Origin of the sequence: Thermatribacter velox (genome assembly GCF_038396615.1) — a bacterium.
In the GTDB taxonomy this organism is placed as follows: Bacteria; Atribacterota; Atribacteria; order Atribacterales; family Thermatribacteraceae; genus Thermatribacter; species Thermatribacter velox.
On the sequence record NZ_CP121689.1, the window covers coordinates 1,013,910 to 1,037,253 of the forward strand.

General features: G+C 42.2%; 27 protein-coding genes and 2 tRNA genes. 21 read left to right on the forward strand and 8 right to left on the reverse strand.

Going from position 1 to position 23,344, the window contains the following annotated elements:
* Window positions 1–19: 19 nt before the first annotated feature.
* From QBE54_RS05080 to QBE54_RS05115, 8 genes are all read left to right on the forward strand, one after another.
* Window positions 20–1,471 (forward strand): extracellular solute-binding protein, encoded by a 1,452-nt coding sequence (locus tag QBE54_RS05080; protein ID WP_369019253.1) that lies wholly within the window; start codon window positions 20–22, stop codon window positions 1,469–1,471.
* A gap of 102 nt (window positions 1,472–1,573) precedes the next feature.
* Window positions 1,574–2,425, forward strand: coding sequence for a carbohydrate ABC transporter permease (locus tag QBE54_RS05085; protein WP_369019254.1), 852 nt, complete (start codon window positions 1,574–1,576; stop codon window positions 2,423–2,425).
* A gap of 144 nt (window positions 2,426–2,569) precedes the next feature.
* A complete protein-coding gene (locus QBE54_RS05090) occupies window positions 2,570–2,857 on the forward strand; it encodes a hypothetical protein (RefSeq protein ID WP_369019255.1) in 288 nt (95 codons plus the stop codon).
* Window positions 2,842–3,327, forward strand: coding sequence for a carbohydrate ABC transporter permease (locus QBE54_RS05095; RefSeq protein WP_369019256.1), 486 nt, complete (start codon window positions 2,842–2,844; stop codon window positions 3,325–3,327). Before QBE54_RS05090 ends, QBE54_RS05095 begins: the two co-directional genes overlap by 16 nt.
* Before the next feature lie 29 nt (window positions 3,328–3,356).
* Complete coding sequence (locus tag QBE54_RS05100; RefSeq protein ID WP_369019257.1) at window positions 3,357–4,481, forward strand: uroporphyrinogen decarboxylase family protein; 1,125 nt, start codon at window positions 3,357–3,359, stop codon at window positions 4,479–4,481.
* Between the two features lie 12 nt (window positions 4,482–4,493).
* Complete coding sequence (locus QBE54_RS05105) at window positions 4,494–5,501, forward strand: LacI family DNA-binding transcriptional regulator (RefSeq protein ID WP_369019258.1); 1,008 nt, start codon at window positions 4,494–4,496, stop codon at window positions 5,499–5,501.
* A gap of 101 nt (window positions 5,502–5,602) precedes the next feature.
* Complete coding sequence (locus QBE54_RS05110; RefSeq protein ID WP_369019259.1) at window positions 5,603–7,015, forward strand: hypothetical protein; 1,413 nt, start codon at window positions 5,603–5,605, stop codon at window positions 7,013–7,015.
* 73 nt (window positions 7,016–7,088) lie between these two features.
* Window positions 7,089–7,484, forward strand: coding sequence for a YlbF family regulator (locus QBE54_RS05115; RefSeq protein WP_369019260.1), 396 nt, complete (start codon window positions 7,089–7,091; stop codon window positions 7,482–7,484).
* On the opposite strand, the gene QBE54_RS05120 is transcribed toward QBE54_RS05115, so the two are convergent.
* The 5 genes from QBE54_RS05120 to QBE54_RS05140 all read right to left on the reverse strand — a co-directional run bounded on the left by QBE54_RS05120 (window position 7,451) and on the right by QBE54_RS05140 (window position 10,301).
* Window positions 7,451–8,119, reverse strand: a complete 669-nt coding sequence (locus QBE54_RS05120) for a hypothetical protein (protein ID WP_369019261.1) — start codon at window positions 8,117–8,119, stop codon at window positions 7,451–7,453. The two genes, QBE54_RS05115 and QBE54_RS05120, sit on opposite strands and share 34 nt — an antisense overlap.
* Window positions 8,120–8,244: 125 nt before the next feature.
* The gene (gene epsC / locus QBE54_RS05125; protein WP_369019262.1) at window positions 8,245–9,168 is read right to left on the reverse strand and encodes a serine O-acetyltransferase EpsC; all 924 of its coding nucleotides are present in this window, start codon (window positions 9,166–9,168) and stop codon (window positions 8,245–8,247) included.
* A 14-nt stretch (window positions 9,169–9,182) separates the two neighbouring features.
* Window positions 9,183–9,410 carry an anti-sigma factor gene (locus QBE54_RS05130; RefSeq protein ID WP_369019263.1) on the reverse strand — a complete coding sequence of 76 codons (228 nt, stop codon included), beginning with the start codon at window positions 9,408–9,410 and terminating at the stop codon, window positions 9,183–9,185.
* Window positions 9,400–9,981: a sigma-70 family RNA polymerase sigma factor gene (locus QBE54_RS05135; protein ID WP_369019264.1), complete on the reverse strand. Its 582-nt coding sequence runs from the start codon at window positions 9,979–9,981 to the stop codon at window positions 9,400–9,402. The genes QBE54_RS05130 and QBE54_RS05135 overlap by 11 nt, the downstream gene beginning before the upstream one ends.
* 14 nt (window positions 9,982–9,995) lie before the next feature.
* The gene (locus QBE54_RS05140; RefSeq protein WP_369019265.1) at window positions 9,996–10,301 is read right to left on the reverse strand and encodes a hypothetical protein; all 306 of its coding nucleotides are present in this window, start codon (window positions 10,299–10,301) and stop codon (window positions 9,996–9,998) included.
* Window positions 10,302–10,405: 104 nt separating this feature from the next.
* On the opposite strand from QBE54_RS05140, the gene QBE54_RS05145 reads away from it, so the two are divergent.
* The gene (locus QBE54_RS05145; protein WP_369019266.1) at window positions 10,406–10,930 is read left to right on the forward strand and encodes a ferritin family protein; all 525 of its coding nucleotides are present in this window, start codon (window positions 10,406–10,408) and stop codon (window positions 10,928–10,930) included.
* Between the two features lie 26 nt (window positions 10,931–10,956).
* Here QBE54_RS05145 and QBE54_RS05150 read toward each other — a convergent pair whose 3' ends face one another.
* On the reverse strand, window positions 10,957–11,490 hold the full coding sequence (locus QBE54_RS05150) for a folate family ECF transporter S component (protein ID WP_369019267.1): 534 nt from the start codon (window positions 11,488–11,490) through the stop codon (window positions 10,957–10,959).
* A gap of 97 nt (window positions 11,491–11,587) precedes the next feature.
* On the opposite strand from QBE54_RS05150, the gene QBE54_RS05155 reads away from it, so the two are divergent.
* Both QBE54_RS05155 and QBE54_RS05160 read left to right on the forward strand, forming a co-directional pair.
* Window positions 11,588–12,727 carry a DUF362 domain-containing protein gene (locus QBE54_RS05155; RefSeq protein ID WP_369019268.1) on the forward strand — a complete coding sequence of 380 codons (1,140 nt, stop codon included), beginning with the start codon at window positions 11,588–11,590 and terminating at the stop codon, window positions 12,725–12,727.
* Window positions 12,728–12,800: 73 nt separating this feature from the next.
* A tRNA-Lys gene (locus QBE54_RS05160) sits at window positions 12,801–12,876 on the forward strand.
* A 156-nt stretch (window positions 12,877–13,032) separates the two neighbouring features.
* On the opposite strand, the gene QBE54_RS05165 is transcribed toward QBE54_RS05160, so the two are convergent.
* Window positions 13,033–13,980 carry an NAD-dependent epimerase/dehydratase family protein gene (locus tag QBE54_RS05165; protein WP_369019269.1) on the reverse strand — a complete coding sequence of 316 codons (948 nt, stop codon included), beginning with the start codon at window positions 13,978–13,980 and terminating at the stop codon, window positions 13,033–13,035.
* 162 nt (window positions 13,981–14,142) lie between these two features.
* On the opposite strand from QBE54_RS05165, the gene QBE54_RS05170 reads away from it, so the two are divergent.
* From QBE54_RS05170 to QBE54_RS05195, 6 genes are all read left to right on the forward strand, one after another.
* A tRNA-Gly gene (locus QBE54_RS05170) sits at window positions 14,143–14,218 on the forward strand.
* A gap of 64 nt (window positions 14,219–14,282) precedes the next feature.
* Window positions 14,283–14,552, forward strand: a complete 270-nt coding sequence (locus QBE54_RS05175; RefSeq protein ID WP_369019270.1) for a hypothetical protein — start codon at window positions 14,283–14,285, stop codon at window positions 14,550–14,552.
* A 53-nt stretch (window positions 14,553–14,605) separates the two neighbouring features.
* The gene (locus tag QBE54_RS05180) at window positions 14,606–14,872 is read left to right on the forward strand and encodes a hypothetical protein (RefSeq protein WP_369019271.1); all 267 of its coding nucleotides are present in this window, start codon (window positions 14,606–14,608) and stop codon (window positions 14,870–14,872) included.
* Window positions 14,859–15,527, forward strand: coding sequence for a transposase (locus QBE54_RS05185; RefSeq protein WP_369019272.1), 669 nt, complete (start codon window positions 14,859–14,861; stop codon window positions 15,525–15,527). The genes QBE54_RS05180 and QBE54_RS05185 overlap by 14 nt, the downstream gene beginning before the upstream one ends.
* The gene (locus QBE54_RS05190; RefSeq protein ID WP_369019273.1) at window positions 15,524–15,793 is read left to right on the forward strand and encodes a hypothetical protein; all 270 of its coding nucleotides are present in this window, start codon (window positions 15,524–15,526) and stop codon (window positions 15,791–15,793) included. Before QBE54_RS05185 ends, QBE54_RS05190 begins: the two co-directional genes overlap by 4 nt.
* Before the next feature lie 187 nt (window positions 15,794–15,980).
* Window positions 15,981–16,910, forward strand: coding sequence for a hypothetical protein (locus QBE54_RS05195; RefSeq protein WP_369019274.1), 930 nt, complete (start codon window positions 15,981–15,983; stop codon window positions 16,908–16,910).
* 452 nt (window positions 16,911–17,362) lie between these two features.
* On the opposite strand, the gene QBE54_RS05200 is transcribed toward QBE54_RS05195, so the two are convergent.
* Window positions 17,363–17,548 (reverse strand): phBC6A51 family helix-turn-helix protein, encoded by a 186-nt coding sequence (locus QBE54_RS05200; protein ID WP_369019397.1) that lies wholly within the window; start codon window positions 17,546–17,548, stop codon window positions 17,363–17,365.
* A gap of 166 nt (window positions 17,549–17,714) precedes the next feature.
* Between QBE54_RS05200 and QBE54_RS05205 the strand changes: the two genes are divergently transcribed.
* The 4 genes from QBE54_RS05205 to dnaK all read left to right on the forward strand — a co-directional run bounded on the left by QBE54_RS05205 (window position 17,715) and on the right by dnaK (window position 23,256).
* Window positions 17,715–17,963: a hypothetical protein gene (locus QBE54_RS05205; protein ID WP_369019275.1), complete on the forward strand. Its 249-nt coding sequence runs from the start codon at window positions 17,715–17,717 to the stop codon at window positions 17,961–17,963.
* A gap of 40 nt (window positions 17,964–18,003) precedes the next feature.
* Window positions 18,004–20,490 carry a Lon protease family protein gene (locus tag QBE54_RS05210; protein WP_369019276.1) on the forward strand — a complete coding sequence of 829 codons (2,487 nt, stop codon included), beginning with the start codon at window positions 18,004–18,006 and terminating at the stop codon, window positions 20,488–20,490.
* A 256-nt stretch (window positions 20,491–20,746) separates the two neighbouring features.
* Complete coding sequence (locus QBE54_RS05215) at window positions 20,747–21,328, forward strand: nucleotide exchange factor GrpE (RefSeq protein WP_369019277.1); 582 nt, start codon at window positions 20,747–20,749, stop codon at window positions 21,326–21,328.
* A 20-nt stretch (window positions 21,329–21,348) separates the two neighbouring features.
* Entirely contained in the window at window positions 21,349–23,256 is a 1,908-nt protein-coding gene (dnaK, locus tag QBE54_RS05220) for a molecular chaperone DnaK (RefSeq protein ID WP_369019278.1), read from the forward strand.
* Window positions 23,257–23,344 lie beyond the last annotated feature (88 nt).

The window sequence follows — 23,344 nt, forward strand, 5'->3', positions numbered from 1 at the left end:
AGTGAGAAAGTAGCTAATAGTGTTAAGTATTACGGCTTTGTTGGTTGTTGGAATCAGCAGCCTTGCCTGGGCCGAGGGAAAAACTATAAAAGTTCTGGCCATGACAGGCCCCTGGGTAAGTGGTCCAGTGAAAGTGCATGGAGAAGAATGGGGCAAAATGACGGGAAATCGAGTAGAAGTAATAGAAGTTGCTTTTGCTGATTTATTTCCCAAAATGCAACAAGCTGCGGCTACAAGAAGCAAGGCTTTCGATATACTACTTGCAGGTAATATCTGGATGGCTGATTTAGTAGGATGGGGATATGTGATTTCTCTGGATGATTATCTTAAAGATCCAGAAGTGCAATATGAAGAAGATGTGCCTGACGGAATCAAGCTCAAAAACATGTTTGGTGGTAAAACTTACGGGCTGATTTGTGATAACGACAATATGTATCTCTTTTACAGAAAAGACATCTTAAACAATCCTGACTATCGCGAACAATTCAAGGAAAAATATGGTTACTACTACAATGTCCCCCCTCAAACCCTTGATGAACTTATTGATGTGGCCGAATTCTTCAACGGATGGGACTGGGACAATGACGGAGAAGTAGAATACGGGTTTGTAAGAAGCACCAAAAGAGGAGCCCAAACCTACTTTTATTCCTTACCCTGGGTAGCTCCCTATGCAGTAGTGCCACGAGATAAAGCACCAGCACAGGGTATTCTTTATTTCACCCCTGATATGAAGCCTTTAGTTAACAGCCCAGGATGGATTAAAGGTATCGAAAAGTTTGTAGAAATGGGTCAGCGGGGTTGCGGACCTGGTCTGGACTGGGTAAGAGGAGACGTGATCAATGAAATGATCCTGGGTCATGCAGCCATGGCAATCGACTGGGGTGACATAGGGCCTAATTCTCACGACAAGCAGTCGCTGGTAAAAGGCAAGATTGGTTATGCTTTGCCTCCCGGTAGTAACGAATACTGGGATTGGCAAACTCAGCAATGGGTGAAAACCGAAGAAGTCAATTATGCACCAGTGCATTGCTTCAATGGTTGGTCTTTCTTTATAACTTCCACCACCGACTACCCAGACCTTTGCTGGGATTTCATTAAATACATGATCAGTCCAGAAATAAGTGCCAAGGACGTAGCTAATCCTTTCAGTGGCTACCAACCCTGGAGAAAGTCGCACGTAACCAACCTCGAACCTTGGGTAGAAGCAGGATGGACGGAAGAAGAAGCCCGCGAGTATATCGCGAATACTCTTGCTGTTACTGAACACCCCAATGCAGTAATCGACATGCGTATTCCTGGTTCTGCAGAATATATGGACGTATATGAGTTGTACTTAACTACTGTACTTTCTGGAGAAAATACGGCAGAAGAAGCTATGAACATGTGTGCTGAAGAATGGGAAGCAATTACAGACCGCTTAGGAAGAGAAGAGCAAATCAAGTTCTACAAGCAGCATCTCGGATTAGAATAAGAGATTTAAAGTGGGATTCTTTCCCCGCCTTCCTTTTGCTTTAAGGAAGGCGGGGAGAAAGGATGAGCAAAAATGATTTCTCTCTCTCGAGCTGATCGAAGAATGAAATATACTTTAATACTTCCCATAGTAATTTTTGTGCTTGCATTAGCCATCTTTCCCTTGATATTCTCCATTTACATGTCCCTAAGCAAATGGAACCCCGCTACCCAGCACCTCAAGTTTATTGCTTTTAAGAATTTTATTGATATGTTTAATGACCCTCGCTTTATCCATGCTTTCAAGTTATCTTTTGCCTATGTTGGTACAGTTATCTGTATTGAGTTGGTACTCGGTATCATAATTGCCAACTTGCTACAGAGAGAAATTGCTGGTAAAAACTTTCTCCGAGTAGCCTATATGCTTCCCATGCTTCTTTCTCCAGTAGCAATTTCTTACGCCTGGAAGATGATCCTTGATTATAAAAGGGGACCATTAAATTATTTTTTAGGCTGGTTGGGGATAGCCCCTATAGAATGGTTGGGGAAGGGGGATACAGCTTTTTGGTCTCTGGTCATGGTAGACGTATGGCAATGGACTCCCTTTATGATATTCACAATACTGGCAGCGTTTGAATCTATCCCTGAAGAACTGTTAGAAGCTGCAGTAGTTGATGGTGCCTCTCATGCCCGAGTTTTTTTTGAAATCACTCTCCCTACGGCTTTGCCCATTATAATTACTGTCATCCTTTTGAGAACCATTGATGCTTTCAAAGTTTTTGACACTGTATACATACTCACTGGAGGAGGACCGGGAACAGCAACAGAAACTCTCAATTTTTATATCTACTTGAAGGGTTTTAGAGCTTTCAACCTGGGTTACGGCACAGCCATGTCCTGGTTTCAGCTGATAATAATCATCATAATGTTCACTTATTTTATGAAGTTTATGAGAAAAACAGGAGCGATGCGATAATGGCGGGAACATTTTTTAAACTAAGAAGTAAAACAAGCAAGGTCCTGATCTATACAGTCCTTCTTGTGTGGTTAATTTTTGCCCTGTTTCCAATCTACTACAATTTTATAACTTCTTTTAAAAGAACACGGAACGGTTTACACCATGATACCCAAATTTTTTCCTTTTATCGACTTTAAGCCCAGCCTTCTGGGATGGCTTCACCTTTTCGGTAAAACAGCTCCTGGCGAAGCAAAATACCAGGTAATGAAAATCCTGGGAGAAGATGGGCTTTACCTAAAAAACAGCTTAATAGTAGCTCTTTGCAGCTCCTTGATAACCTTAGTTTTAGGAGTAATGGCTGGTTACGCTCTAACCAGATTTCAATACAGAAGATGGAAAAACGAAGATATTGCTTTTTTATTTTGTCGCAAAGAATGTTCCCTCCTGTAGCTTTAGCTATGCCTTTCTTCATACTTTTTAATGTATTGCAATTGCTTGACAATGTACTGAGTTTAATAATTGTATACAGTGTCATGAACCTACCTATAGTAACCTGGATTGTAAAAGAATTCTTTTCTGATTTACCCAAAGAACTCGAAGAAGCCGCCCTGGTTGATGGCTGTTCACGCTGGAAAGCACTTTTTACTATCCTAATGCCTCTTGCCATACCAGGTATAGCAGTTTCTTTCTTGTTTTCCTTTATTTTTTCGTGGAATGAATTCTTAATTGCATTAACCCTGACTTTCGAAAATGCCAAAACCTTACCACTTCAGATGGCCGGCTTAACAACTCTGAGGGGGCCACAATACTGGGATATAGCAGCCAGTTCTCTGGTCATCATGATTCCCCCCTTACTTGTTACCATATTTGCCAACCGCTATATCATCAGAGGGCTAACCTTTGGAGCCGTCAAACAGTAGCCCAGCAAACAAAAGGAGGTCAATAAAACATGTCAAAAGCCGAGCAAAAAATAAAGAGAGTGCTCACCGCCTTGCGAGACCATGAAGAACCAGATAGAGTACCATTAACTGACTTTTACTGGAGCGGTTTTCTTTCCAACTGGAAAAAAGCATTTAACTTACCCGAAGAAACTGATATTTATGAATATTACGACCTCGATGTAAAAGTGATTTCGCCCAACATGGACCCAAAAGTCGAAAGTTGTGTAATTCTCGAAAAAACACCAGATTATGTAGTTTTCAAAAGCGGGTTTGGTTGCACTGTAAAGAAAATGTTTGATGCTCCCATGCCCATGTTCCTGGACTTTTCGGTAAAAAGCGCTGAAGAATTACTGAATTTTACCTTTGATGATCCTCGCGACGATAGAAGATACTTTGAAAAACGCTGCGATATTATAAACTGTGGCGACAGTTTTGGTACGCTTCCCAGTTTTGCGGAGGACATTGAGCGCAACAAAGACAAGTTCTGCCTTTTCGGCTCCATCTGCGAACCTTATGAGACCATGTGGAGAATTAGGGGAACTGAAGGATTATTGTTAGACCTTGCTATGCATCCGGAAAAAATAAAGGCCTTTGCCCAAAAAGTAACCGATTTTATGCTGGGTATTGCCGAACGGGAAATTGAATTGGCTCCCCTTACGGGAATGGTAATTTGGGGCGATGTTGCTTACGATAAGGGTATGTTTTTCTCTCCTAAGCTATGGAGGGAAATATTTTTCCCCTGCGTCAAGCGCCTCTGTGACTTTATACACAGTAAGGGCCTTATCACTATATACCATGGATGTGGCAGGAGCCTCGAAATATTTGAAGATTTAATTGAAGCTGGAGTAGATGTGTACAACCCACTTGAAGCGAAGGCTGGCATGGACCCAGTCATGCTAAAAAAGCGGTATGGAGATCGCATTTCATTTTTTGGAGGTATAGACACCCGTCTTCTTGGAGAAGGCAATTGGGAAGAAGTAGAAAAAGAGGTTCTGTACAAACTTCAGGCGGCAAAAGGTGGCGGGTATATGCCTGCCTCGGACCACTCAGTAGCCAGCAACGTAGATCCTGTAATTTATGATAAACTGATCGGGTTACTAAAAGATAAAGGACGTTATCCTTTATCGGTATGATCATAAATTCCAATGACCAACATATATGATATAGCGAAGAAGGCTGGCGTTTCGCCGGCCACAGTATCAAGAGTTCTCAATAATAAACCGGGGCTGAAAGAGTCAACTCGTCAGAAAGTACTCCAGATAGCCAAGGAACTCAACTACTCACCCAATTACCTTGCTCGAAGCCTCAAAAAACAAAGAACTGACACCATTGCCCTTATTGTTTCAGACATTACTAACCCTTTCTTTACAACGCTTGCTCGAGGGGTTGAAGATAAGGCTTCTCAAAACGGATTCAACGTGATTTTCTGCAACACTGACGAGGATATCAAAAAAGAGAAAGCGTATCTGGAATTGATGCTCCAAAGAAGGGTGGATGGAATTCTCATTGCAAGCTGCAGTGATGGAAAAACATTTTCGCTCTTCCGCAAAAAAAACGTCCCCCTGGTACTCGTGGACCGTAGGGTAAACAAACCAAATCTGGATTGTGTAACTGGAGATAACGAAGAAGGCGCGTACCAGCTCACCAAACATTTAATTGATACTCATAACATTAAAAAAATAGCTATTCTTTCCGGACCACTCACTCTTTCCACCAGTAGAGAACGCATACAGGGATATCAAAAGGCCCTCTACGAATCCAGCATAAAAATTCCCGAGAATTACACGGTTATCGGTACCTACAAGGAAGATTTCGGGTACCAAGCAACTATGGAGTTTCTCAAAAAGAAAGGTCCAAAAATTGAAGGTATCTTTGCAGGCAATAACTTTATAGCAATTGGGGTTATTAAAGCTGCACGAGAGCTGGGTATTCGGATACCCGAAGATTTAGCCCTGGTAACCTTCGATGATTTTGAGTTTGCGTCTTCTCTGTTTCCCTTCCTAACCGCTGCTAAACAGCCAGCCTATACCATGGGTAGCCTGGCCTGCGAATTTCTCCTGCAACGTATAAAAGGGGAAAAAATCAAAGAACGGCGAGAAGTGGTGCTAAAACCAGAAATTCTCATTCGTCGCTCCTGTGGGTGTCAGCGATAAAAGTGCTTCCAATGCTACCCCGAAACCATCGAGCTATAAACAAAATAAGGATTACGAAAGCTCCGAAGGAAAGGCAAATACAGCTTTTAATTCCGATTATAGTGTTTTCGATAATAATACTCTTTTCAACTATCAAAACAGAAGCTCTGTCCAAGAACGAAATTCAAAAAGAATTGCTAAGTCTCTGGAGAGAAGGAGATCGATATAAAAGTTTGCTTATCGAGGCAAGCGAAAAATTCGTACCTGAAGCAGAACTTAGGCACGACCTTTACAACATTCTGCGGAATGAAAGCTGTTTTCCCGACGAGCTCAAATACAAAGCGCTCAAAAAACTTTCAGAAATTGAAGAACCCGGTGTACTGGGCGCTTCACTAATCCAGCTCTTTCAAAATTCAAACAGTTTATTTCTTAAAAAGTCCATAATCCAGCATCTCGCAAATACTGATGATTGGATACCCTTTCTTATTTCGGTGTCAAAGGGGCAAACACCACCATCTGAAGAAACACTTTTAAGACTGGAAGCATTTAAAGCGTTATTCAAGTGGCAAATCCAACAAGCCGTACCGGATTTTATTTCTTTTCTGAACGAAGCCGACTTGCCTCCCGAACAGAATCCTTTGAAAAGTTTTGATGATAGAATACTCCCTTATCTGTGCTCCTTCCTGAATTCTTCCTCGGAGAAATTGCGGAAGTTGGCCCTCGAAACTTTGCTGGAAAACCCCTTTAAAACCTTTCGCTGCGTTGCGCTACCCCTAAATGATCCGAATCCTGAAATACAAGCTCTTTCGTTAAAGGTGCTTTTCAAGCACTACCCCAAAGAAGCGCTTACAGTAGCGAAAATGACCCAAGAAAGGACTGCAACCAGCATTTATAAGCTGGCTCAAGCCATTCTCATAGCCTTAGACGGTGAACCAGCCAACACCAATTTGAGTTTTAATTCCAAAGATTTGGAAATGATCGAAATATGCGCTCAAACTGAAAAAGGCATCAATTATCTATTAAACAAGGCATTGCTCGAGGGAAAGATGGAAAGATTTCTTGACCTACTCACCAGGTGCTCGTACGTTTTTCCTTCACCAGTGCTATGGCGGACTCTCCAAGAAAACAACTGGGAACCTTTAGCTTTACTTCGTTTTTTTTCAAGAGAAAAAGTAAAATTGATAGTACTTAAGAAGCTTCAAGAAGGGAAGGTTCCCCCCGAAAATTTCCAAATCTTCTTTACTCGCCTTGAGCTGCGGGATAACTATCATATACTACGCAAAATCCTTAAAGAAGGCGAAACAAAAGCCAAATTATACCTCATACCGCTTCTTTGGCCGTTAAAAACAGATGTTTTTCCTCTTGTTGAAGAAGTTCTTCGCTGCGATCCTTCTCCAGCAGTCCTTATAGAAATCATTCAGCTTCTTGAAAAAATAGAGGAACCTGCTTCCTCGATTTTTCTCACGAAAATAGCCACCTATCCTGATATCGAAATCAAAATAAAAGCTTACCTTGCTCTTTTAAAGAAATTATAAGAAAACAAAACTTTGCTTTTTTAAAGCAAAAGCTTTATCATAGTGAATAACCCCTAATAAGGAGGAAAACCGTGTGAAAAATTTGATGCTTAGCGAAGAAATTAAATCATCACTTCAAGATTTCGCCGAGAAACTTATAGCAACAAGCTTCTTCCAGACTTTTCAACAAAGCCGTTCTAACTTGACCAACAATCAGGAAGCCCTGGAACTTCTACAGCGCTGGAATGAAAAGCAGAGAGAACTCAGTGAAATTGCCTCTGAAAGAGATTTGCAAGAAAAGGATTTCATGGAGGTAGAAGCCATTCGCGAAGCAATATTCAAAAATGTAATACTTATGAACTATTTTAAAGCTCAGGATGAATTAGTTACCTTCTTAAAAGAAGTAAACAGAGAACTAAGTAATATTCTGGGTTTTGATTTTGCCCTTTCTGCTGCTCAGCCCGATCCCGAAGAAGAAACTTGGGAATAAAGACTCATCTCTATTTGAATAAGCAGGAGACGTTCTTTCCCCATCCAATTTATCCTGTCAGATAGCATTTTTGCAGGATCAAAGACAAAGCTACGACAGTTTTCAGGTGGGGAAAAGGGGTCATTGATGCGAATACCAGCGTAGAGGGTCTGCCAGCCCATGTCTTTAAGTCGTTTTGCAACGCTTGTATGGCAGAGTTCTTCAACCGGTTGAGCTTTTTTAATCACAGTGCATCTGCCGGAAGGCACTTCCAGGCTAAACTGTGAAGTGTCTTTTTCAAAGAAAAGACAATAGCGACACGCATCTATGCGTAAACCACACTTGGGGCAAAGCAGAGGTCGTTGTTTAGGAACAACGTTTTTCCCATCGGATGATACTTTGAGGGCATCCGTAATTTCCAGCTTACAAAAAGGACAAAAACTTGAACTTGGAAGGCTTAACCCGGTCAGCTTTGAAAATTCTTGAAGCACCTTCTTTTTTTCTTCCTCACTCAAGGGCAGTGTTAAGCGCAAATACCAGTAAAAATAGGGATAATTCAAAAATGCCACCAGAGCATAAAACAAAGCCCGAGAAAAGTTCTTCGTTCGAGCTCTTGCCAGCATAAAAGCCTTCAAAGCAAAGGAAAAAGCTACCAAAAACCAAGAAAGAGGGAAAACAAATAAAAATAACGCCCTGATAGAATAATTATCGGAATAAACTCCATACAAAACCCCCAAGGATAACCAGAAACAAAAGAAAAGCAGATGAAAACGCCAGCTCATCAGGAGGATTTGTTTTCCACTATTCTAAGGCGTGGTTCTTCTATGATGACTTTAGTGTTGGGAGGTATGGAATGCGTAAGCCAGACGTTACCGCCCACAACACTATTTTTACCAATCACTGTATTACCACCAAGAATGGTTGCTCCAGCATAAATGGTAACGCCGCTTTCAATAGTGGGGTGTCTCTTAGTCCCCCTAATTATTTTGCCTCGCTCATCCTTGGGGAAAGAGAGAGCACCCAGGGTAACTCCCTGATATATTTTCACATTATCTCCAATTTCGCAGGTTTCCCCAATGACCACGCCAGTTCCATGGTCGATAAAGAAGCTTCTCCCAATTCTGGCACCAGGATGGATATCTATACCAGTCAGGGCATGGGCGTATTCCGTCATCATGCGGGGAATCAGCGGTATTTCCTGCAAGAAGAGCTCGTGAGCCATACGATAGACGGAAATAGCCAGTACACAAGGATAACTGAAAATAATCTCCTCAATACTTTTTGCTGCCGGATCACCATCATAAGCCGCCTGAACATCGTCTTCAAGCATCTCCCTAATTTTGGGAAGTTTGGAGAAAAAAAGTTCTGTTTCTCTGCAAGCTCTCTCACGGCAGCTGCACAAAAAAGAATGGAATTCTTCTTCCGCTTCCCCTACCGATAAACTACCAAAAGCTTTGGCAATTTCTTCACTCAGTAATGTAAATAGACGGTCCAGCTTGTTACCGACAAAGTACTCAACGTTATTCCAGCACAAATCAGTTCTTCCTAAATAACCGGGGAAAAGCAATTCTCGCAATTCTTCAGTAATTTTAATAACCTGACTCCGAGAAGGAAACTGTCTTTTTTCTATATTGGTAATACGTTCTGTACTCCTATAACTTTGAACCAGCTCTTTAGCCAGTTTCCCTATAGATATCCGATTCATCTCAGGCATAAGACTTAAAAGCGCGCCAATACATTTTCGATGCGCATAATGAGAGTTTGAGGAACACTCTCTCGCTGGCCATTCTGACGGACCAGGTTCCAGAGAAGCTTTTCAAACTCATAACGCTGACAACAAGCACGGCACAAATTCAGATGTTCTTCCAGGGCTCTACGTTCTTCTTCGGTAAGCACTTCACCATCGAGATAAAAATAGAGTTTCTCCACAGCTTCTTTACAATTCATTCTCTACCTTGCTCCTTGTGGACTTATTCTTATTCGAATATTCCCAAAGCAATTTCTGTAAAATTTTCCTTCCACGATGTAAGCGCGACATAACTGTGCCAATAGGGATATCGAGAATTTCAGCCGTTTCTTTATATGAAAACCCCTCAACCAAGGTGAGAATAACTACCGATCTAAACTCGAGTGGAAGACTTTCAATGGCCCGTAACACATCTTCTCTGGTTAGGGTGTTTAAAAGCACTTCCTCAGGCGTAAACCCTTCGAACTGAGGCTGAAAATTAACATCCTCTGCCATTTCTTCCAGAGAAGAGTGCTTTTCTCGATCCCGAACCCGGTAATAATCATTTATAAATGTGTTGGTTAAAATCTTGAAGATCCAGGCTCGAAAGTTGGTGCCCGGTTCAAAGCGGTCAAACGCAGCGTAAGCCTTCATAATGGTTTCTTGCACCAGATCCTCAGCATCTTCCCTACGACGAGTCATGCGTAAGGCTGTCCTGTAAAGCGCCCCCAACTGGGGCATAAGCAACTCTTGAAAAGCCTTTTTCTGGTCTTCCTTAATAGAACTCATCATTCAGGCAACATCCCCTAAGATTCTTTCAAAAAATCGGCATTTCTCAATTTTTCCAGCTCTTTGTGGAAATCAATAACCTCATCGATGGTGATCTGTCCCCGAGGCCGTTCTTTTCCATGTTTACGAGTTATCATTTTTGCAATATCATTCATCTTTTCCAAACTAAAGGTTGCTTCCCCAAAATCTCTGCAATAAGGACAAATATACCTTATGAAAGCTGTGCCGCGATAAGCCGGAATTTTATAAATTCCAATTTCGGTAACATCCTCCAAGGAAATTAACGCTTTGCAACTCTTACATCTGAGAGGCAGTTCCTGCATTTCATCCTCCTGGAACATTTGTTTTTCAAATATTCTACCAATTGGGATAGAATAATACAAGAAAAAATTTGTTTCTAATCTAAAACACCAAAGGAGGCATTGACATGGAACTTCAAGAACTTCTACAACGTGCTTTAAAGATGGAAGAAGACGGACGTAACTTTTATCTTGAAGGCGCAGGGCGTGTCAAAAACCAGCTTGCCAAGGAGGTCTTAAACCACCTTGCTGACGACGAACTGGACCACATCGAAAGAATCAAAGAAGGGTATGAGCGAATAACCAAAAACGAGCCTTTCGCTACTAAAGAAATTCAAGGATTAAAAAGATCTTCTCGCGAATATTTTGAAAACATTTTTACTGAGGCTCAAAAAAAATCCCAAGAATTGATTAAACACGAGGCCGAAGAACTGGATATTCTAAAAACCGCTTTAGACCTGGAATCCAAGTCTCATCAGTTTTATTCAGAACAAATAGGAGAGCAAAGCGACGAGCAAGTTAAGCAATTTCTTGACTTCCTGGCTTCGGAAGAGTATCGACATTATAACTTGATTTTTAATACCATCCAGTATATAACCAATCCCACTGATTGGTATTATCAAGAAGAAAAGCCCATCTTCGAAGGGGGTTGAAAAAAGGGTGGGTGACCCCACCCACCTCAACGTGCACATTCGCGGAAAAGCAATTCATTAGCAAAACTACTTCTCCTCAACACTTGAAAAATATAAAAATAAGCGATAATTTGCACTGGTGTGCTCACCAACCTCGGTATAATCAAAAACTTCCAGGGAATACCAAATAAAGTAGTTAAAAAGAAAGGTGTGAGCAGAAGACCTACAAACAGTTGAGAAACCAAAATGCCTCCCAGGATTCGCGAACGCTCAGAAAGATAAGATGCCATTGCAAAGAACCCCGGGATCATTCCATAAAGCGCAGAAGAAAGCGTAAAATGAGGCATATAAGGGCCCCCAGGACTAAGAATATAGCCCAGAATATCCGAAAAAGCACCAACCAGAGCTCCTATCAAAGGACCAAAGCAAAAACCAGCAAAGATAATAGGGAAAGTACCAAAACCTATTCTGATTCCCTCTACAGCTCCAAAATTTACTCTGATACTGGCAAAACGGGTAAGTACGATAGAAATCGCAATTAAAATGCCTCCGAAGACCAGGGAACGAGTCCTTATATGCATAGTTTGTTTCACCTCCCAGATCCGAACTTTTCAACGAAGAAACTTTGCAGTATATTAACCTAAATACTCAAACAAAAAAAGAAGGTTCGAAGAGACAATGTTGACAAAATCCAAAGTGGCATTGATAAAATGTACCACTTACCAAATAGACGAAGTCAAAAAAAGTCTCAACGAAGGAATCGATCTTTTGGGAGGAACTGAAAAGCTCTTTGGACCAAAAAGGAAAATACTACTTAAACCCAATCTCCTTGCTGGTGAAGCTCCTGAAAAGCACGTAACAACCCACCCTGCGGTCTTCGCTGCTATGGCGGAAATTTTGCTGTCCAAAGGGTTCAAAGTGGGTTACGGAGACTCACCCGGTTTTGGCAAACCGGAAGCAGTAGCCCGAAAGGCTGGTTATGAAACTCCAGCCAGGCAATTGGGAGTTCCTTTGGAAGATTTTGTGAATGCAAAAGAAATAAGTTTCCCCGAAGGGAAGCAAGTAAAGCGCTTTCAAATTGCAAAAGGAATAACTGAATATGAGACAATAGTAAGTCTTGCCAAATGGAAAACTCATGGGCTTACTGTAATAACAGGAGCAGTCAAAAACCAGTTAGGCTGTGTTCCTGGACTGCGCAAAGGCGAATTTCACTTTCGCTTTCCAGATGTTGAAACTTTTGCAACCATGCTTATCGACCTCAACCTCCTGCTCCATCCTTCTCTTTACATAATAGATGCAATCATGGCCATGGAAGGAAACGGCCCTCGTAACGGAAAAGCAAAGGCCCTTAACCTTCTTGCCATGAGTACTGATCCAGTTGCTCTGGATGCAACCATGTGCAGGGTGGTGAATGTGGACCCTTCAATAGTCCCAACTTGCGAGAAGGGAGAGGAACTGGGTCTTGGAGTTTTTAGAGAGGAAAATATAGAAATCGTGGGCAGCAACCTGGAAGAGGTTAAGATTAAAAACTTCGAAGTCAAAAAAACAAAGAGGTCACGGCTTCAATCCATCAAAGCTCTGAGGGGATTCATGCTGGACTATCCATCCCTGGTGCCAACTCGATGTAAACAGTGTGGAGTATGTTATTCAGTCTGTCCTGCTCGTCCCAAAGCAATCACAATGAAACAGGGACTACCGGAATTCAATCTAAAAAACTGCTTACGGTGCTTTTGTTGTCAGGAAATGTGCCCCGCAGGAGCTCTGAAGCTTAAAGAACCACTATCGAGAAAAATTGCTCGTAGCTTCCTGTTTCGCTAAAATTTTGCAAAGCGTACTTCAAAACGTTGACAGTGTAGAGAGGAATCGTTAAAATATCTTTTGTTTTGAAGGTGGGCCGTTAGCTCAGCTGGTAGAGCACCGGACTTTTAATCCGGGTGTCGCAGGTTCGACTCCTGCACGGCTCACCAGGGTTAGTTTTAAGCTGTCAAAAAGCTATTTTGCTTTCCCTATAACTTTTTTCTTTGAATCCGATGCTTTCCAAAAGTCCCCAGGACGGAAATGATGCTCCTTGATAAAACACCTTAATCACTTGAAACTGCCCACAAACTACATACAAGCAAAAACTAATTCTTTTTTAAATTCCTTTTGACCCACTCTGCGTATTCAGCCATTGCCTTTTCCATGGTATAGCGAGGCTCAAAACCCAGTTCTTTTTTTGCCAGGGTTATATCTAAGGTTTCTCCCCGTGGAAACATCTTTCCAGGGCCAATGCGGGTTTCCCGTGGCTGGTCGCTGTATTTTTGAGCCAAACGAGCAAGATCGGGAAAGCTGGTAACTTCATCGGTAGCAACATTGAAAATTCGGTGGTTTACCTGCGGTTTCTGATAAGCCAGGAAAGTGCCCCAGGCGGTATCTTTTACATAAGTGAATCCTAAGCGCTGATCTCTTCCTTTTTCAAGATAAAGATCGTCCAGACCTTCCAAAGAACCGAGCAAATTCCTAAAAAGAGGAGTCATCTCTGAAGGCAAAAGCCCGGGGCCAAAGAAGAAATAAGGTCTAACTACTCGTGCATCAATGCCATAGTGGTTACCATACTGAAGAGTTAAAAATTCAGCACCTGCTTTACTAGCGCCGTAAAGATCGGAGGGAGAAGGGGGATGAGTTAACTCTCCAGGGTTATCTTTGGTCTCTCCATAGACTGCTCCTGAGCTAACAAAAAGAAACTTGGGTACTTTATACAGGCGAGCAAACTCCAGCAGATTAAGCGTGCCTATAACATTAACGATTGTACTGGGATAAGGATTATTCCAGTACTGGGGAGTAGCCATAACTGCTGGAGTGTGAATAATCCCCTCGATCTCGTTTCCCCACTTCAAAAAAACGGGTAAAATGCTCGACCACTCAAGCACATTGCCTTTCACAAAAACGATATTATCTCCAACCTCCCGAAGATAATCAAAATACTTTTCCCGAAGATCAAAAGAAATAACACTTTTGCCGCCTTCAGCAAGGTAATAAGTTACCCAGGAACCTAACAAGCCATTACCACCAGTAACGAGAACGAAAGACATTGAAACACCCCCTGAATCTTAAGTCTTCCTCACGTTTTATCTTAAACCAAATCTTGGAAAAAATCCAAATCATTCCAGACTACAAAACTCTTCGTAAATTCACTCTATAATGATAATTGACGAAAAAGGGAACACGACTTATAATAAGTCTGTCTAAAGTGAGCGGGAATAGCTCAGGTGGTAGAGCGCCAGCCTTCCAAGCTGGGTGTCGCGGGTTCGAGTCCCGTTTCCCGCTCCAACCTCTCGAATGCCTGTGGGAAGCCCCTTCCAGCTTTTGTAACATTTGTCATTTTTTCTGCTTTTTGGCGAGTCTGGCGAACAACTTGAAAGCCAAAAAAGAAACATTGTGGAACCTTTACCTTGAGGATTTTCTTCTAAGCGGTAGGGTAGAAGGGAAGAAAAGCTCAACGCTGAAATGGTATAAGGAATACTTAACCCCGTTTGTGAAGTTTCTGGACCAGGAAGGGCTTAATCAGGCCACTTTGCGCAAATACGTTAACAGCCTTTTTGAACGCCTTAAGGTGGATACTGTACAACTTTATGTTGAAATTATTGACTCCAAAAAGAGATAGGGGTATCTCCTGGTAGTAAGAGAGAAACTAAAGGGAAAGGAGGAGATACCCCTATGGAAATACTAAGCAATCAAAATATTACTCTAAGTCAACTTTTAGCACAAGCCCAAGAAAGAGTTAAAGATGAAGTGCTCAAGTTTTTGAAATACACCCTTGAAGAACTCCTGGAAACCCTGCGGAGTGAAGTAGTGGGAAGAGGGAAGTATGAGCACTGTGCATCCTCAAAACTTTACCGTTATGGGTATCGAACCAGAAAGTTTCTGGAAACTTCCTGGGGAACCATTCTATGGGGTAAAGATTCCTCGGGTGAGAGGTCCTGAAGGTGAAATCCCACTCTTTACCAGGTATGAGTGCAAGTTCTGGAAGCTTGCCGAACAGCTTCTTTTCTCCTTTGCTCGGGGAATGAGTCTCCGCTCCCTGCAGGTATGGTTGGAAGGCTTAGGTCTTGGAACAGGCTGTGCTTCCACTTTGGGAAAGGTGATGGAGGAGAAGGTTCAGGAACTCAGAGTAAGACAGAGAAAACCACTCCATTCCAGAGCATACAGAGCTCTGGTCCTTGATGGTACATGGTTTAAAGAGCGTAAGCAGAAAAAGAAGGAAGTATTACTGGTCGCTCTGGGAGTGAGGCTGGATGGCAGTTTTGAAGTCCTGGACTGGAGTGTTGCTCCTTCTGAGAGTAGTTCCTCCTGGGAGAAACTCCTGAACCGCATCTACCAGAGAGGACTACAGGAAGTGGAGCTGGTAGTGGCTGACGAGGCCTGGGGAATATGGGAAGCTCTGGATACAGTATATCCTGAAGCAAAGAGAGAGGTACGTCTCTGGATCTTGGGAGAAATCTGGAGAGAATGCTTCAGGGGAAAGGTTACCCAAAAAGAAGAAGCCTCAGAAAGAGTTACTGGCAGATTTTTGAAGAGGAGAGTTTCCAGGAAGCACCAAGGAAGCTGGAACTTTTCTGCAACAGGTGGCAGTGAGTGAAGTGTTGCAGGAAAGAAAGGAAAAAGCTCTTTGCCTATTTGAGTCTTCCCTATTCCTGGAAGCAGAGAGTGCGAACTACCAACCTGGGAGAAAACTTCTTCAAACACTTGAGAACTTTTTTGAGGCGTTTTCCTGGACTCAACGATGAAGAGCATATGGACTATGTAATGACTACTTACCTTTTGAGTTTGGAAACGAAAAGAAAAGCAATAACCAGGAGAGATAACCCCTATCAATTCAGATTAATTTTCAACACTGGAAATTGACAGTACCGAGCTGGTGCGTTTTATATCAAAAATTTATATCAAAAATGAAAATTTATACTAAAATTGGGTTATATTGACAGTTTTTCACAGTGGAATGTTACTCTTAAAAGAAGCTGCAAGCATGTTGGTTGATTGTATAGATGGTAAATGTAAAAAGCCCAAAAAGAGGGAGTTAGGAGGAAATAAGATGAAATGGATTGTGTTTTTTCTTTTTACCTTATCACTACTGGCCTTCCTTGTCTCCGGATGTGGTTGGTTTTCGGATAACCCTATGTTTCCTAGAGCTAAAATAATGATAGTCGCTGAACCTATTGATTCAAACTCAAGCGAAAATAGCACTTCAGGCAGTTCAGAAAATAGCAAAAACAACGTCTCAGTAAAAATTGACCTTTTACCCCCCGATGTAGAAGCTTATTTGAAGTCGAACGGTATCCCTGCAGTGCTTGTAAGCATTACCTTCAGTGGCATAGATTTTGCAACTCACACAGTAAGTTATCAAGGAGGAGAATTCAGATTTAACGTGCTTGAAAATATGTTATCTAATTTATCGCTAGAATTTTATTGTTCTTCTGAAGGTAGCTGTGCATCCTGTTTTTCCAGCGATGCTGAATCAAATGTAAATATTGCCTGTTACTTGGATGCTAAAAGTGATGTAGGCTTAATAAGAAAGGTAGAATTCTATATAAATGGTGAGCCCGCAGGCATAGATACGTCGCCTCCGTTTATGTCTAATACTGTTAGTATGAATCCCGAAGTTCCTGTCTTGGGAATTGCTCTAGTCACAGATATTAATGGTAACGTAACTACAATAAGCAAGTCAGTAGGAAAGGCAGAAAATATTTGTTCATCTTCTAATTCTTCTTCATCTTCTAATTCTTCTTCATCTTCTAATTCTTCTTCATCTTCTAATTCAGATGTTGGATTGGTAAAATTTACCTTTACGCCCCTAAACAAAGTTGGAGTAAGGATAACTCAATACAAGCTTGAGTACAAGAAGATTGACGGTACACCCCTCTCTTTGCTCAATAGCACGGTGAATACTCACATTGACGTTATTCCTCCGGACACACCTATGGCAAATATCGCTAGTCCAGAAGCTTCATCTCAAAACGAGTGAGAAAAAGCGCAACCTTAGAAACGTGCAAAGAAGCATAATTTCTTGAAGCCTGAGTAATATTACTCAGGTTTCAAGAAATTTAGATTAAGGACATCTTTTAGGAAAGCCCAATAATGCTTCTAACAACCGAAGTTACTGGGCAAAAGCTTTCAGGATTTTTTCTCTTACTTTCTGAGGTTAAAGAGAGGGCAAGTTTTTGCTATTACTTCTTCTCAGTTTGCCGTTTTGCTATCTTAGTCCCCTTTTTCGGTCTTGCAAAAACTACAAAAGTCAGAGTGGACCTCCCTCAAAACTTTCTTAGAACTTCCTCCATCCTTTTCTAGCTTCTTTCCCTTGCCTCTCCTCTGAGCATTGCTTTCTCAACCTCTTCCGGCGTTGTGGGCCCTGGTTCGTGGACAATTTCCAGACTCTTCAAAAGGACAAGAGCGGCGTGTAAGCGTGGGTTTTCGTCCTCACTTTTTGAGTACTTCCTTAACCACGTCCAGGGCTTTCCAGATCAGGTTGAGCAATTTTTCACCCTGGGCAGAGAAGAACTCCTCCTTCCTCTGGTTAAATTCAGCAACGAAGTAAGGATTTTTGCTCTTCCATTCCCAGACGGTCTGCCTGGTAACCCCGAGCTCTTTCGCTACCTCAGTTATGCTTTTCCGAAAAGCAAGAAGGTAATGGCTTTTTTTCTCGCTGAGGAATCAGGGTGCCCACAAAAAAACAATACACCTAAATCGTTCCACACTCTTTAAGCGCAATCCCAAGTTGGTATATAATGCTTTAAGTAAACTCTGTCAAAGTGTAAAGGGGAGGACAGCGATGACTAAAATCTTACTTATAAAAGTAGGCAATCGTCCCAAAAACGCAGTCAAGGTTCAAGAAATACTCACTCGTTTTGGTTGCAATATCAAAACCAGACTCGGGCTTCACGAGTTTTCTTCAGAATGTGAAAGCCAGGATGAAGGAATAATAATTCTGGAGCTGATAGGGGAACAAACGGAAATCGAAAAAATGATGAGTGAGTTGGAAAAGCTGGAAAGCGTCAAAGCCATATACCAAGAACTCTAACCAACAAATTTAACAAAATCTATCAGGGTGAGGAGAGAAAATGAACAACAAAAAAATTGACATTCAGAATTATGCAGTTGCTCCGGAGCAACTTCGCTGGACCTGCGATCCTGATTCCCTTCCTTTTGAAAACACAGAAGAGGTTTCTTCCCTCGAAGAAATCCTGGGCCAGGAACGAGCTCTAAGGGCTTTAGAAATGGGTCTTGAAACTGAACACCCAGGTTACAACCTTTTTGTAAGCGGTCTCTCAGGATCAGGACGAGCTGAAGCTGTTAAAAAATCCATCCAGGACATTATCAAGCGCAAGAAGGAAGCAGGGCAACCTTTTGAGATTTTTGACTGGTGCTATGTATTCAACTTTGACAACCCTGACCAACCTAAAATACTGCGTCTCTCCAGGGGAGAGGGCAAAAACTTTGCCCGTTCTACAGAAAACCTACTTAAAGTTTTAAAAGAGATTATTCCCAAAGCCTTCAGCAGTGATGAATACAAAAACCAGAAGCAAATACTCATCGATAGCCACCAAAGAAAACACCGCCAGATAATTCAGGAACTTGAAAAAATGGCTCTTGAGGAAGGATTTGTCTTCAGAGCTACCACGATGGGACCAATTCTGGTCCCCCTGGTTGATGGAAAACCGATGACCCAAGAACAGTACTTAGCACTCAGCGACGAAGAAAAAGAGAACATAGAAAATAAACGCCAGCAATTGCTGACTAAAATCAACAAAGCATTCGAGAAAATACACCAATTGGAAATCGAATTGAAAAATCAGATACGAGAACTCGACGAAAAGGTGGCCGAGTTTACTATTACCCCTTATTTTCTGGAACTGATAGAAAAATATCGTGAAATTCCCGACATTGTTGAGTTCCTCAAAGCCCTTAAAAACTTTACACTGCAGTATATACACATCTTTCGAGATGCTCAAGAAAGCCAACCTGTCCAACCTCTTCAACTCTTGCCAATCCAGCGCCTTCAAGATCCTTTTCTACCTTTCAAAATCAACGTTTTTGTTGACAACTCAGAAACCGAAGACCCCCCTGTCATATTTGAAACCCATCCCAACTGGATTAACCTCTTTGGACGCATCGAACGAAGGGCATTTATGGGCACTTATTTTAGCGACCACACCATGCTCAAGGCGGGTTCACTCCACAAAGCAAATGGTGGATACATCATCATGTATCTCAAAGACCTGGTCGTCAACCCTGGAACCTGGGATGGACTGAAAAGAGTTCTGAAAACCGGAATGATTCGGATGGAAGATCCTTTCGAACAGTATGGCCTCATCGCCCCCCAGGGCCTTCGTCCAGACCCTTTGCCTTTCAAAGCAAAAGTAATTCTGATTGGAGAAGAAATCTTTTACCAATTGCTTACAAGCTTTGATGAGGACTTCAGAGAGTTATTCAAGATAAAGGCCCACTTTGACTATCAAATCAGCAAGAATGCCGAAACTATAAACTCATTCGCTGGATTTATAAGAACTTGCTGCCAAAACAATAATCTGCTACCTTTTCACAAAACTGCAGTGGCTAAGACTATCGAGTATGCTACTCGCCTGGTAGCTCACAAAGAAAAGGTAACCTCACGTCTCGGCTTTCTTAAAGATGTGCTTATAGAAGCCGATTACTGGGCACGCAAAGAAGGAGAAAACCAGGTTTTTGAACGGCATGTTCAAAAAGCAATCCAGGAAAAAAGAAAGCGGCTCAATCTTATTGAAGAACGCATACAGGAACTCATCGAAGAAAATACCTTGCTCATTGATACCCAAGGAGAAGTTATAGGCCAGGTAAATGGTCTTGCCGTATACGACCTTGGTGATTACAGTTTTGGTAAGCCCTCAAGAATAACAGCACGGGTTTTTCTTGGAAAACAAGGCGTGGTTAACATTGAGCGTGAATCACGTTTAAGTGGCAAAATTCACGATAAAGGAGTTCTCATCCTAAGCGGTTATCTTGGCTACAAATATGCTCAGGATAAACCTCTTTCCATCTCAGCCAGTATTTGCTTCGAACAATCCTACGAAGGAGTAGAAGGAGACAGTGCTTCCCTTGCAGAAACCTGCGCTATACTTTCAAGCTTGGCCGAAATACCCATCCGCCAGAGCATAGCTGTCACCGGTTCCATAAACCAAAAAGGAGAAGTGCAAGCCATAGGCGGCGTTAACCAGAAAATAGAAGGATTTTTCAGGGTTTGCAAAGCTCGAGGACTGGATGGAACTCAGGGCGTCATCATTCCAGAAAGCAATATTAAAAACCTTATGCTTGACGAAGAGGTAATAGAAGCTGTGAAGGCAGACAAATTTCATGTCTACGCTGTCAGAACAGTCGATGAAGCAATGGAAATATTGACTGGTCTACCCGCTGGCAAAAGAAAGGAAGATGGCAAGTTTGAAGAAGGAACCATAAATTACCTGGTTGACAAAAAGCTCTGGGAAACCGTTACCATCCTTAAAAAACTCCAAGCAAAAGAAGAAGAAAAAACCCAGGAAACAACAAAAGAAGAAAACCAGTCTCCAAAATAACCGTCTCAAAACAGCAAGGAGGGGATTTAGAAAAACACCCTGCCTTCTACAGTGTTGTGGGTCTCCGAATGGCCTGTCAGCGTGTCAAGGATTTTTAAGAATTGATATTTCCCTCCGAGTTAGGTCTTGCTGACTTTATCCAAAATTTTTTGACCTTACTTGACAAATGCTTCAAAAAGTGATTTAATTCTATCTGCTCAGAAAGGTAAAATTTGGTCAATAAACCAGCAAACTGAAACAGAAAGGCGGTGAAAGAATGTCTGAAAAAATGGAAGAAGCCCTCAAACAAAATCGAGCAGAAAGCCCTCCCGAAGAAAAAGTTTCCCGGGAGGAAGTAGAGAAATTGAAGGCTTCTCTTGAAGAACAAAAGAAAATTGCTGAGGAAAAAGAAAAACTGGCCAAGGATTATTTAAACGACCTGAAAAGAGTCAAAGCCGAATTCGATAATTTCAGAAAAAGAGAGATGATTTATCGACAGAACTTTCTAAAAACGGCAAACCGGGATCTCATTATAAGGCTTTTGCCGATACTTGACGATATAGAGAGAGCTCTTTCAGAGAGTAAAAAACGCGGTGAAACTGGCGCTATAGTGGAAGGATTTGAGCTCATTTACCGGAAATTCCTGACCATACTTGAGAAAGAGGGTGTAAAACAAATCGAGAGTATTGGCAAAAAGTTTGATCCCAAATATCACGAAGCAGTAGCCACAGTTTCAGACAAAAATCACGAAGATTATGAAATAGTCGAAGAGATAAGAAAGGGTTACTTAATGAATGACGAAGTCCTGAGGCCTGCTCAGGTCAAAGTAAACCGAATTTCTGAAGACAAATTTGCATAAAAAGAAGGAGGTAATGAAAAATGGCCAAAGTAATAGGTATAGACTTGGGAACTACCAACTCAGTAGTCGCTTACCTTGAAGGAGGACAGCCTACCATCATTCCCAACAAGGAAGGATCAAGGCTTACTCCTTCAGTTGTCGCCTGGACCAAAAAAGGAGAAATTCTGGTAGGACAGCTTGCTAAAAGACAAGCCATAACCAATCCCAAAAACACTGTATTCTCGATCAAGCGCTTGATGGGAAGGCGTTTCGAAGATCCCGAAGTCCAAAAAGCACGTAAGGTGCTACCTTATGAAATCGTCCCTGGTAAACACGGTGAGGCCTGCGTGAAAATTGGAGAAAGAGTTTATACTCCTCCCGAAATTTCTGCCATGATATTACGGAAACTCAAAGAAGATGCCGAGGAGTATTTGGGTGAAAAAATAACTGAAGCGGTAATTACTGTCCCTGCATATTTCAATGACAGTCAGAGGCAAGCTACCAAAGACGCAGGTAAGATAGCCGGCTTAGAAGTAAAAAGAATTATCAATGAACCTACGGCAGCGGCTTTAGCCTATGGGCTTGGTAAAGGGAAAGAAGAAGTTGTCGCTGTGTATGATCTGGGTGGTGGAACTTTTGACATATCAATACTGGAAATCGGAGATGGAGTATTCGAGGTAAAAGCGACTTCTGGTGACACTTTCCTGGGAGGAGATGACTTCGACCGTAGAATAATGGACTATATCATCGAAGAATTCAGGAAGGATCAAGGAATAGACCTACGCAATGACCAGATGGCATTGCAACGCCTTAAGGAAGCAGCCGAAAAGGCAAAGTGTGAGCTCTCAACTGCTCTGGAAACTGAAATTAACCTTCCCTTTATTACTGCAGATGCAAGTGGTCCCAAGCATCTGGTAATGACTTTAACCCGTGCAAAACTTGAGCAGCTAACCATTGATTTGATTGAAAGAACCATTGGTCCTTGTGAAAAAGCGTTGCAAGACGCTGGCTTGAAGCCAGAAGACATTGATGCAGTTATTCTGGTTGGTGGAATGACCAGAATGCCCAAGGTACAGGAAATCGTCGAAAAAATCTTCAAAAAGGAACCTCGCAGGGGCATCAATCCCGATGAAGTTGTAGCGATGGGCGCAGCCATACAAGCAGGCGTTTTGAAGGGAGAAGTCAAGGACGTTCTGCTTCTTGACGTTACACCGCTTTCGCTGGGCATTGAAACCCTGGGAGGAGTTTTCACCAAGATCATAGAACGCAACACGACCATCCCAGTTTCTAAAAGCCAGATTTTCACAACTGCAGCAGATAACCAGACTACGGTGGAAATTCATGTTTTGCAGGGCGAACGTCCCATGGCCAAGGATAACTATTCCCTGGGGCGCTTCCAGCTAACAGGCATTCCACCAGCTCCACGTGGTGTGCCTCAAATAGAAGTTAAATTCGATATAGACGCAGATGGCATACTCCACGTCTCAGCTAAAGACCTGGCTACAGGTAAGCAACAGGCCATAACCATCAAGGCTTCGAGCGGATTAACTAAGGAAGATATAGACCGCATGATTAAAGAAGCCGAAATGCATGCAGAAGAAGACCGCAGAAAACGAGAAGAAGCCGAACTCAGAAACCAGGCAGATAATCTCATATACACTACCGAAAAAACTTTGCGTGATTCTGGCAATAAACTTTCAAGTGCCACTAAGGAAAGGGTAGAAAAGGCGCTCTCTGCTTTGAAGGAAGCTATGAAGAGCGAAGACATAGCTGAAATAAGGAGGAAAATGGAAGAGCTGCAAAGCGCTTCGCACGTTATGGCTCAAGAACTTTACCAACAAACAGCCCAAAGTGCTACTGGTGGAGGAGAGCAAGAAGGAAGCACCGGGTCTTCTCAAGAAGACGTTGTTGACGCAGACTACAAAGTCGTGGACGACGAAGGGAAATAACGAAGCAACCGTATCCCCCTCTCTGAAACCCCCAGAGAGGGGGATACCAGATTTAACTTTGTTCCACCCCTAACTCCGTTTATGGTGT

Excerpts from the sequence above, each read along its gene's own strand:
- QBE54_RS05130 (WP_369019263.1), bottom strand. The coding sequence starts at position 9,410 with ATGAATTGTAAAGAAGCTGTGGAGAAACTCTATTTTTATCTCGATGGT.
- QBE54_RS05095 (WP_369019256.1), top strand. The coding sequence starts at position 2,842 with ATGTTCCCTCCTGTAGCTTTAGCTATGCCTTTCTTCATACTTTTTAAT.
- QBE54_RS05150 (WP_369019267.1), bottom strand. The coding sequence starts at position 11,490 with ATGCATATAAGGACTCGTTCCCTGGTCTTCGGAGGCATTTTAATTGCG.
- QBE54_RS05215 (WP_369019277.1), top strand. The coding sequence starts at position 20,747 with ATGTCTGAAAAAATGGAAGAAGCCCTCAAACAAAATCGAGCAGAAAGC.
- QBE54_RS05155 (WP_369019268.1), top strand. The coding sequence starts at position 11,588 with ATGTTGACAAAATCCAAAGTGGCATTGATAAAATGTACCACTTACCAA.
- QBE54_RS05165 (WP_369019269.1), bottom strand. The coding sequence starts at position 13,980 with ATGTCTTTCGTTCTCGTTACTGGTGGTAATGGCTTGTTAGGTTCCTGG.
- QBE54_RS05105 (WP_369019258.1), top strand. The coding sequence starts at position 4,494 with ATGACCAACATATATGATATAGCGAAGAAGGCTGGCGTTTCGCCGGCC.
- QBE54_RS05090 (WP_369019255.1), top strand. The coding sequence starts at position 2,570 with ATGATACCCAAATTTTTTCCTTTTATCGACTTTAAGCCCAGCCTTCTG.
- QBE54_RS05145 (WP_369019266.1), top strand. The coding sequence starts at position 10,406 with ATGGAACTTCAAGAACTTCTACAACGTGCTTTAAAGATGGAAGAAGAC.
- QBE54_RS05205 (WP_369019275.1), top strand. The coding sequence starts at position 17,715 with ATGACTAAAATCTTACTTATAAAAGTAGGCAATCGTCCCAAAAACGCA.
- QBE54_RS05135 (WP_369019264.1), bottom strand. The coding sequence starts at position 9,981 with ATGATGAGTTCTATTAAGGAAGACCAGAAAAAGGCTTTTCAAGAGTTG.
- QBE54_RS05180 (WP_369019271.1), top strand. The coding sequence starts at position 14,606 with ATGGAAATACTAAGCAATCAAAATATTACTCTAAGTCAACTTTTAGCA.
- epsC (WP_369019262.1), bottom strand. The coding sequence starts at position 9,168 with ATGAATCGGATATCTATAGGGAAACTGGCTAAAGAGCTGGTTCAAAGT.
- QBE54_RS05085 (WP_369019254.1), top strand. The coding sequence starts at position 1,574 with ATGAAATATACTTTAATACTTCCCATAGTAATTTTTGTGCTTGCATTA.
- QBE54_RS05140 (WP_369019265.1), bottom strand. The coding sequence starts at position 10,301 with ATGCAGGAACTGCCTCTCAGATGTAAGAGTTGCAAAGCGTTAATTTCC.
- QBE54_RS05195 (WP_369019274.1), top strand. The coding sequence starts at position 15,981 with ATGAAATGGATTGTGTTTTTTCTTTTTACCTTATCACTACTGGCCTTC.
- QBE54_RS05100 (WP_369019257.1), top strand. The coding sequence starts at position 3,357 with ATGTCAAAAGCCGAGCAAAAAATAAAGAGAGTGCTCACCGCCTTGCGA.
- QBE54_RS05210 (WP_369019276.1), top strand. The coding sequence starts at position 18,004 with ATGAACAACAAAAAAATTGACATTCAGAATTATGCAGTTGCTCCGGAG.
- dnaK (WP_369019278.1), top strand. The coding sequence starts at position 21,349 with ATGGCCAAAGTAATAGGTATAGACTTGGGAACTACCAACTCAGTAGTC.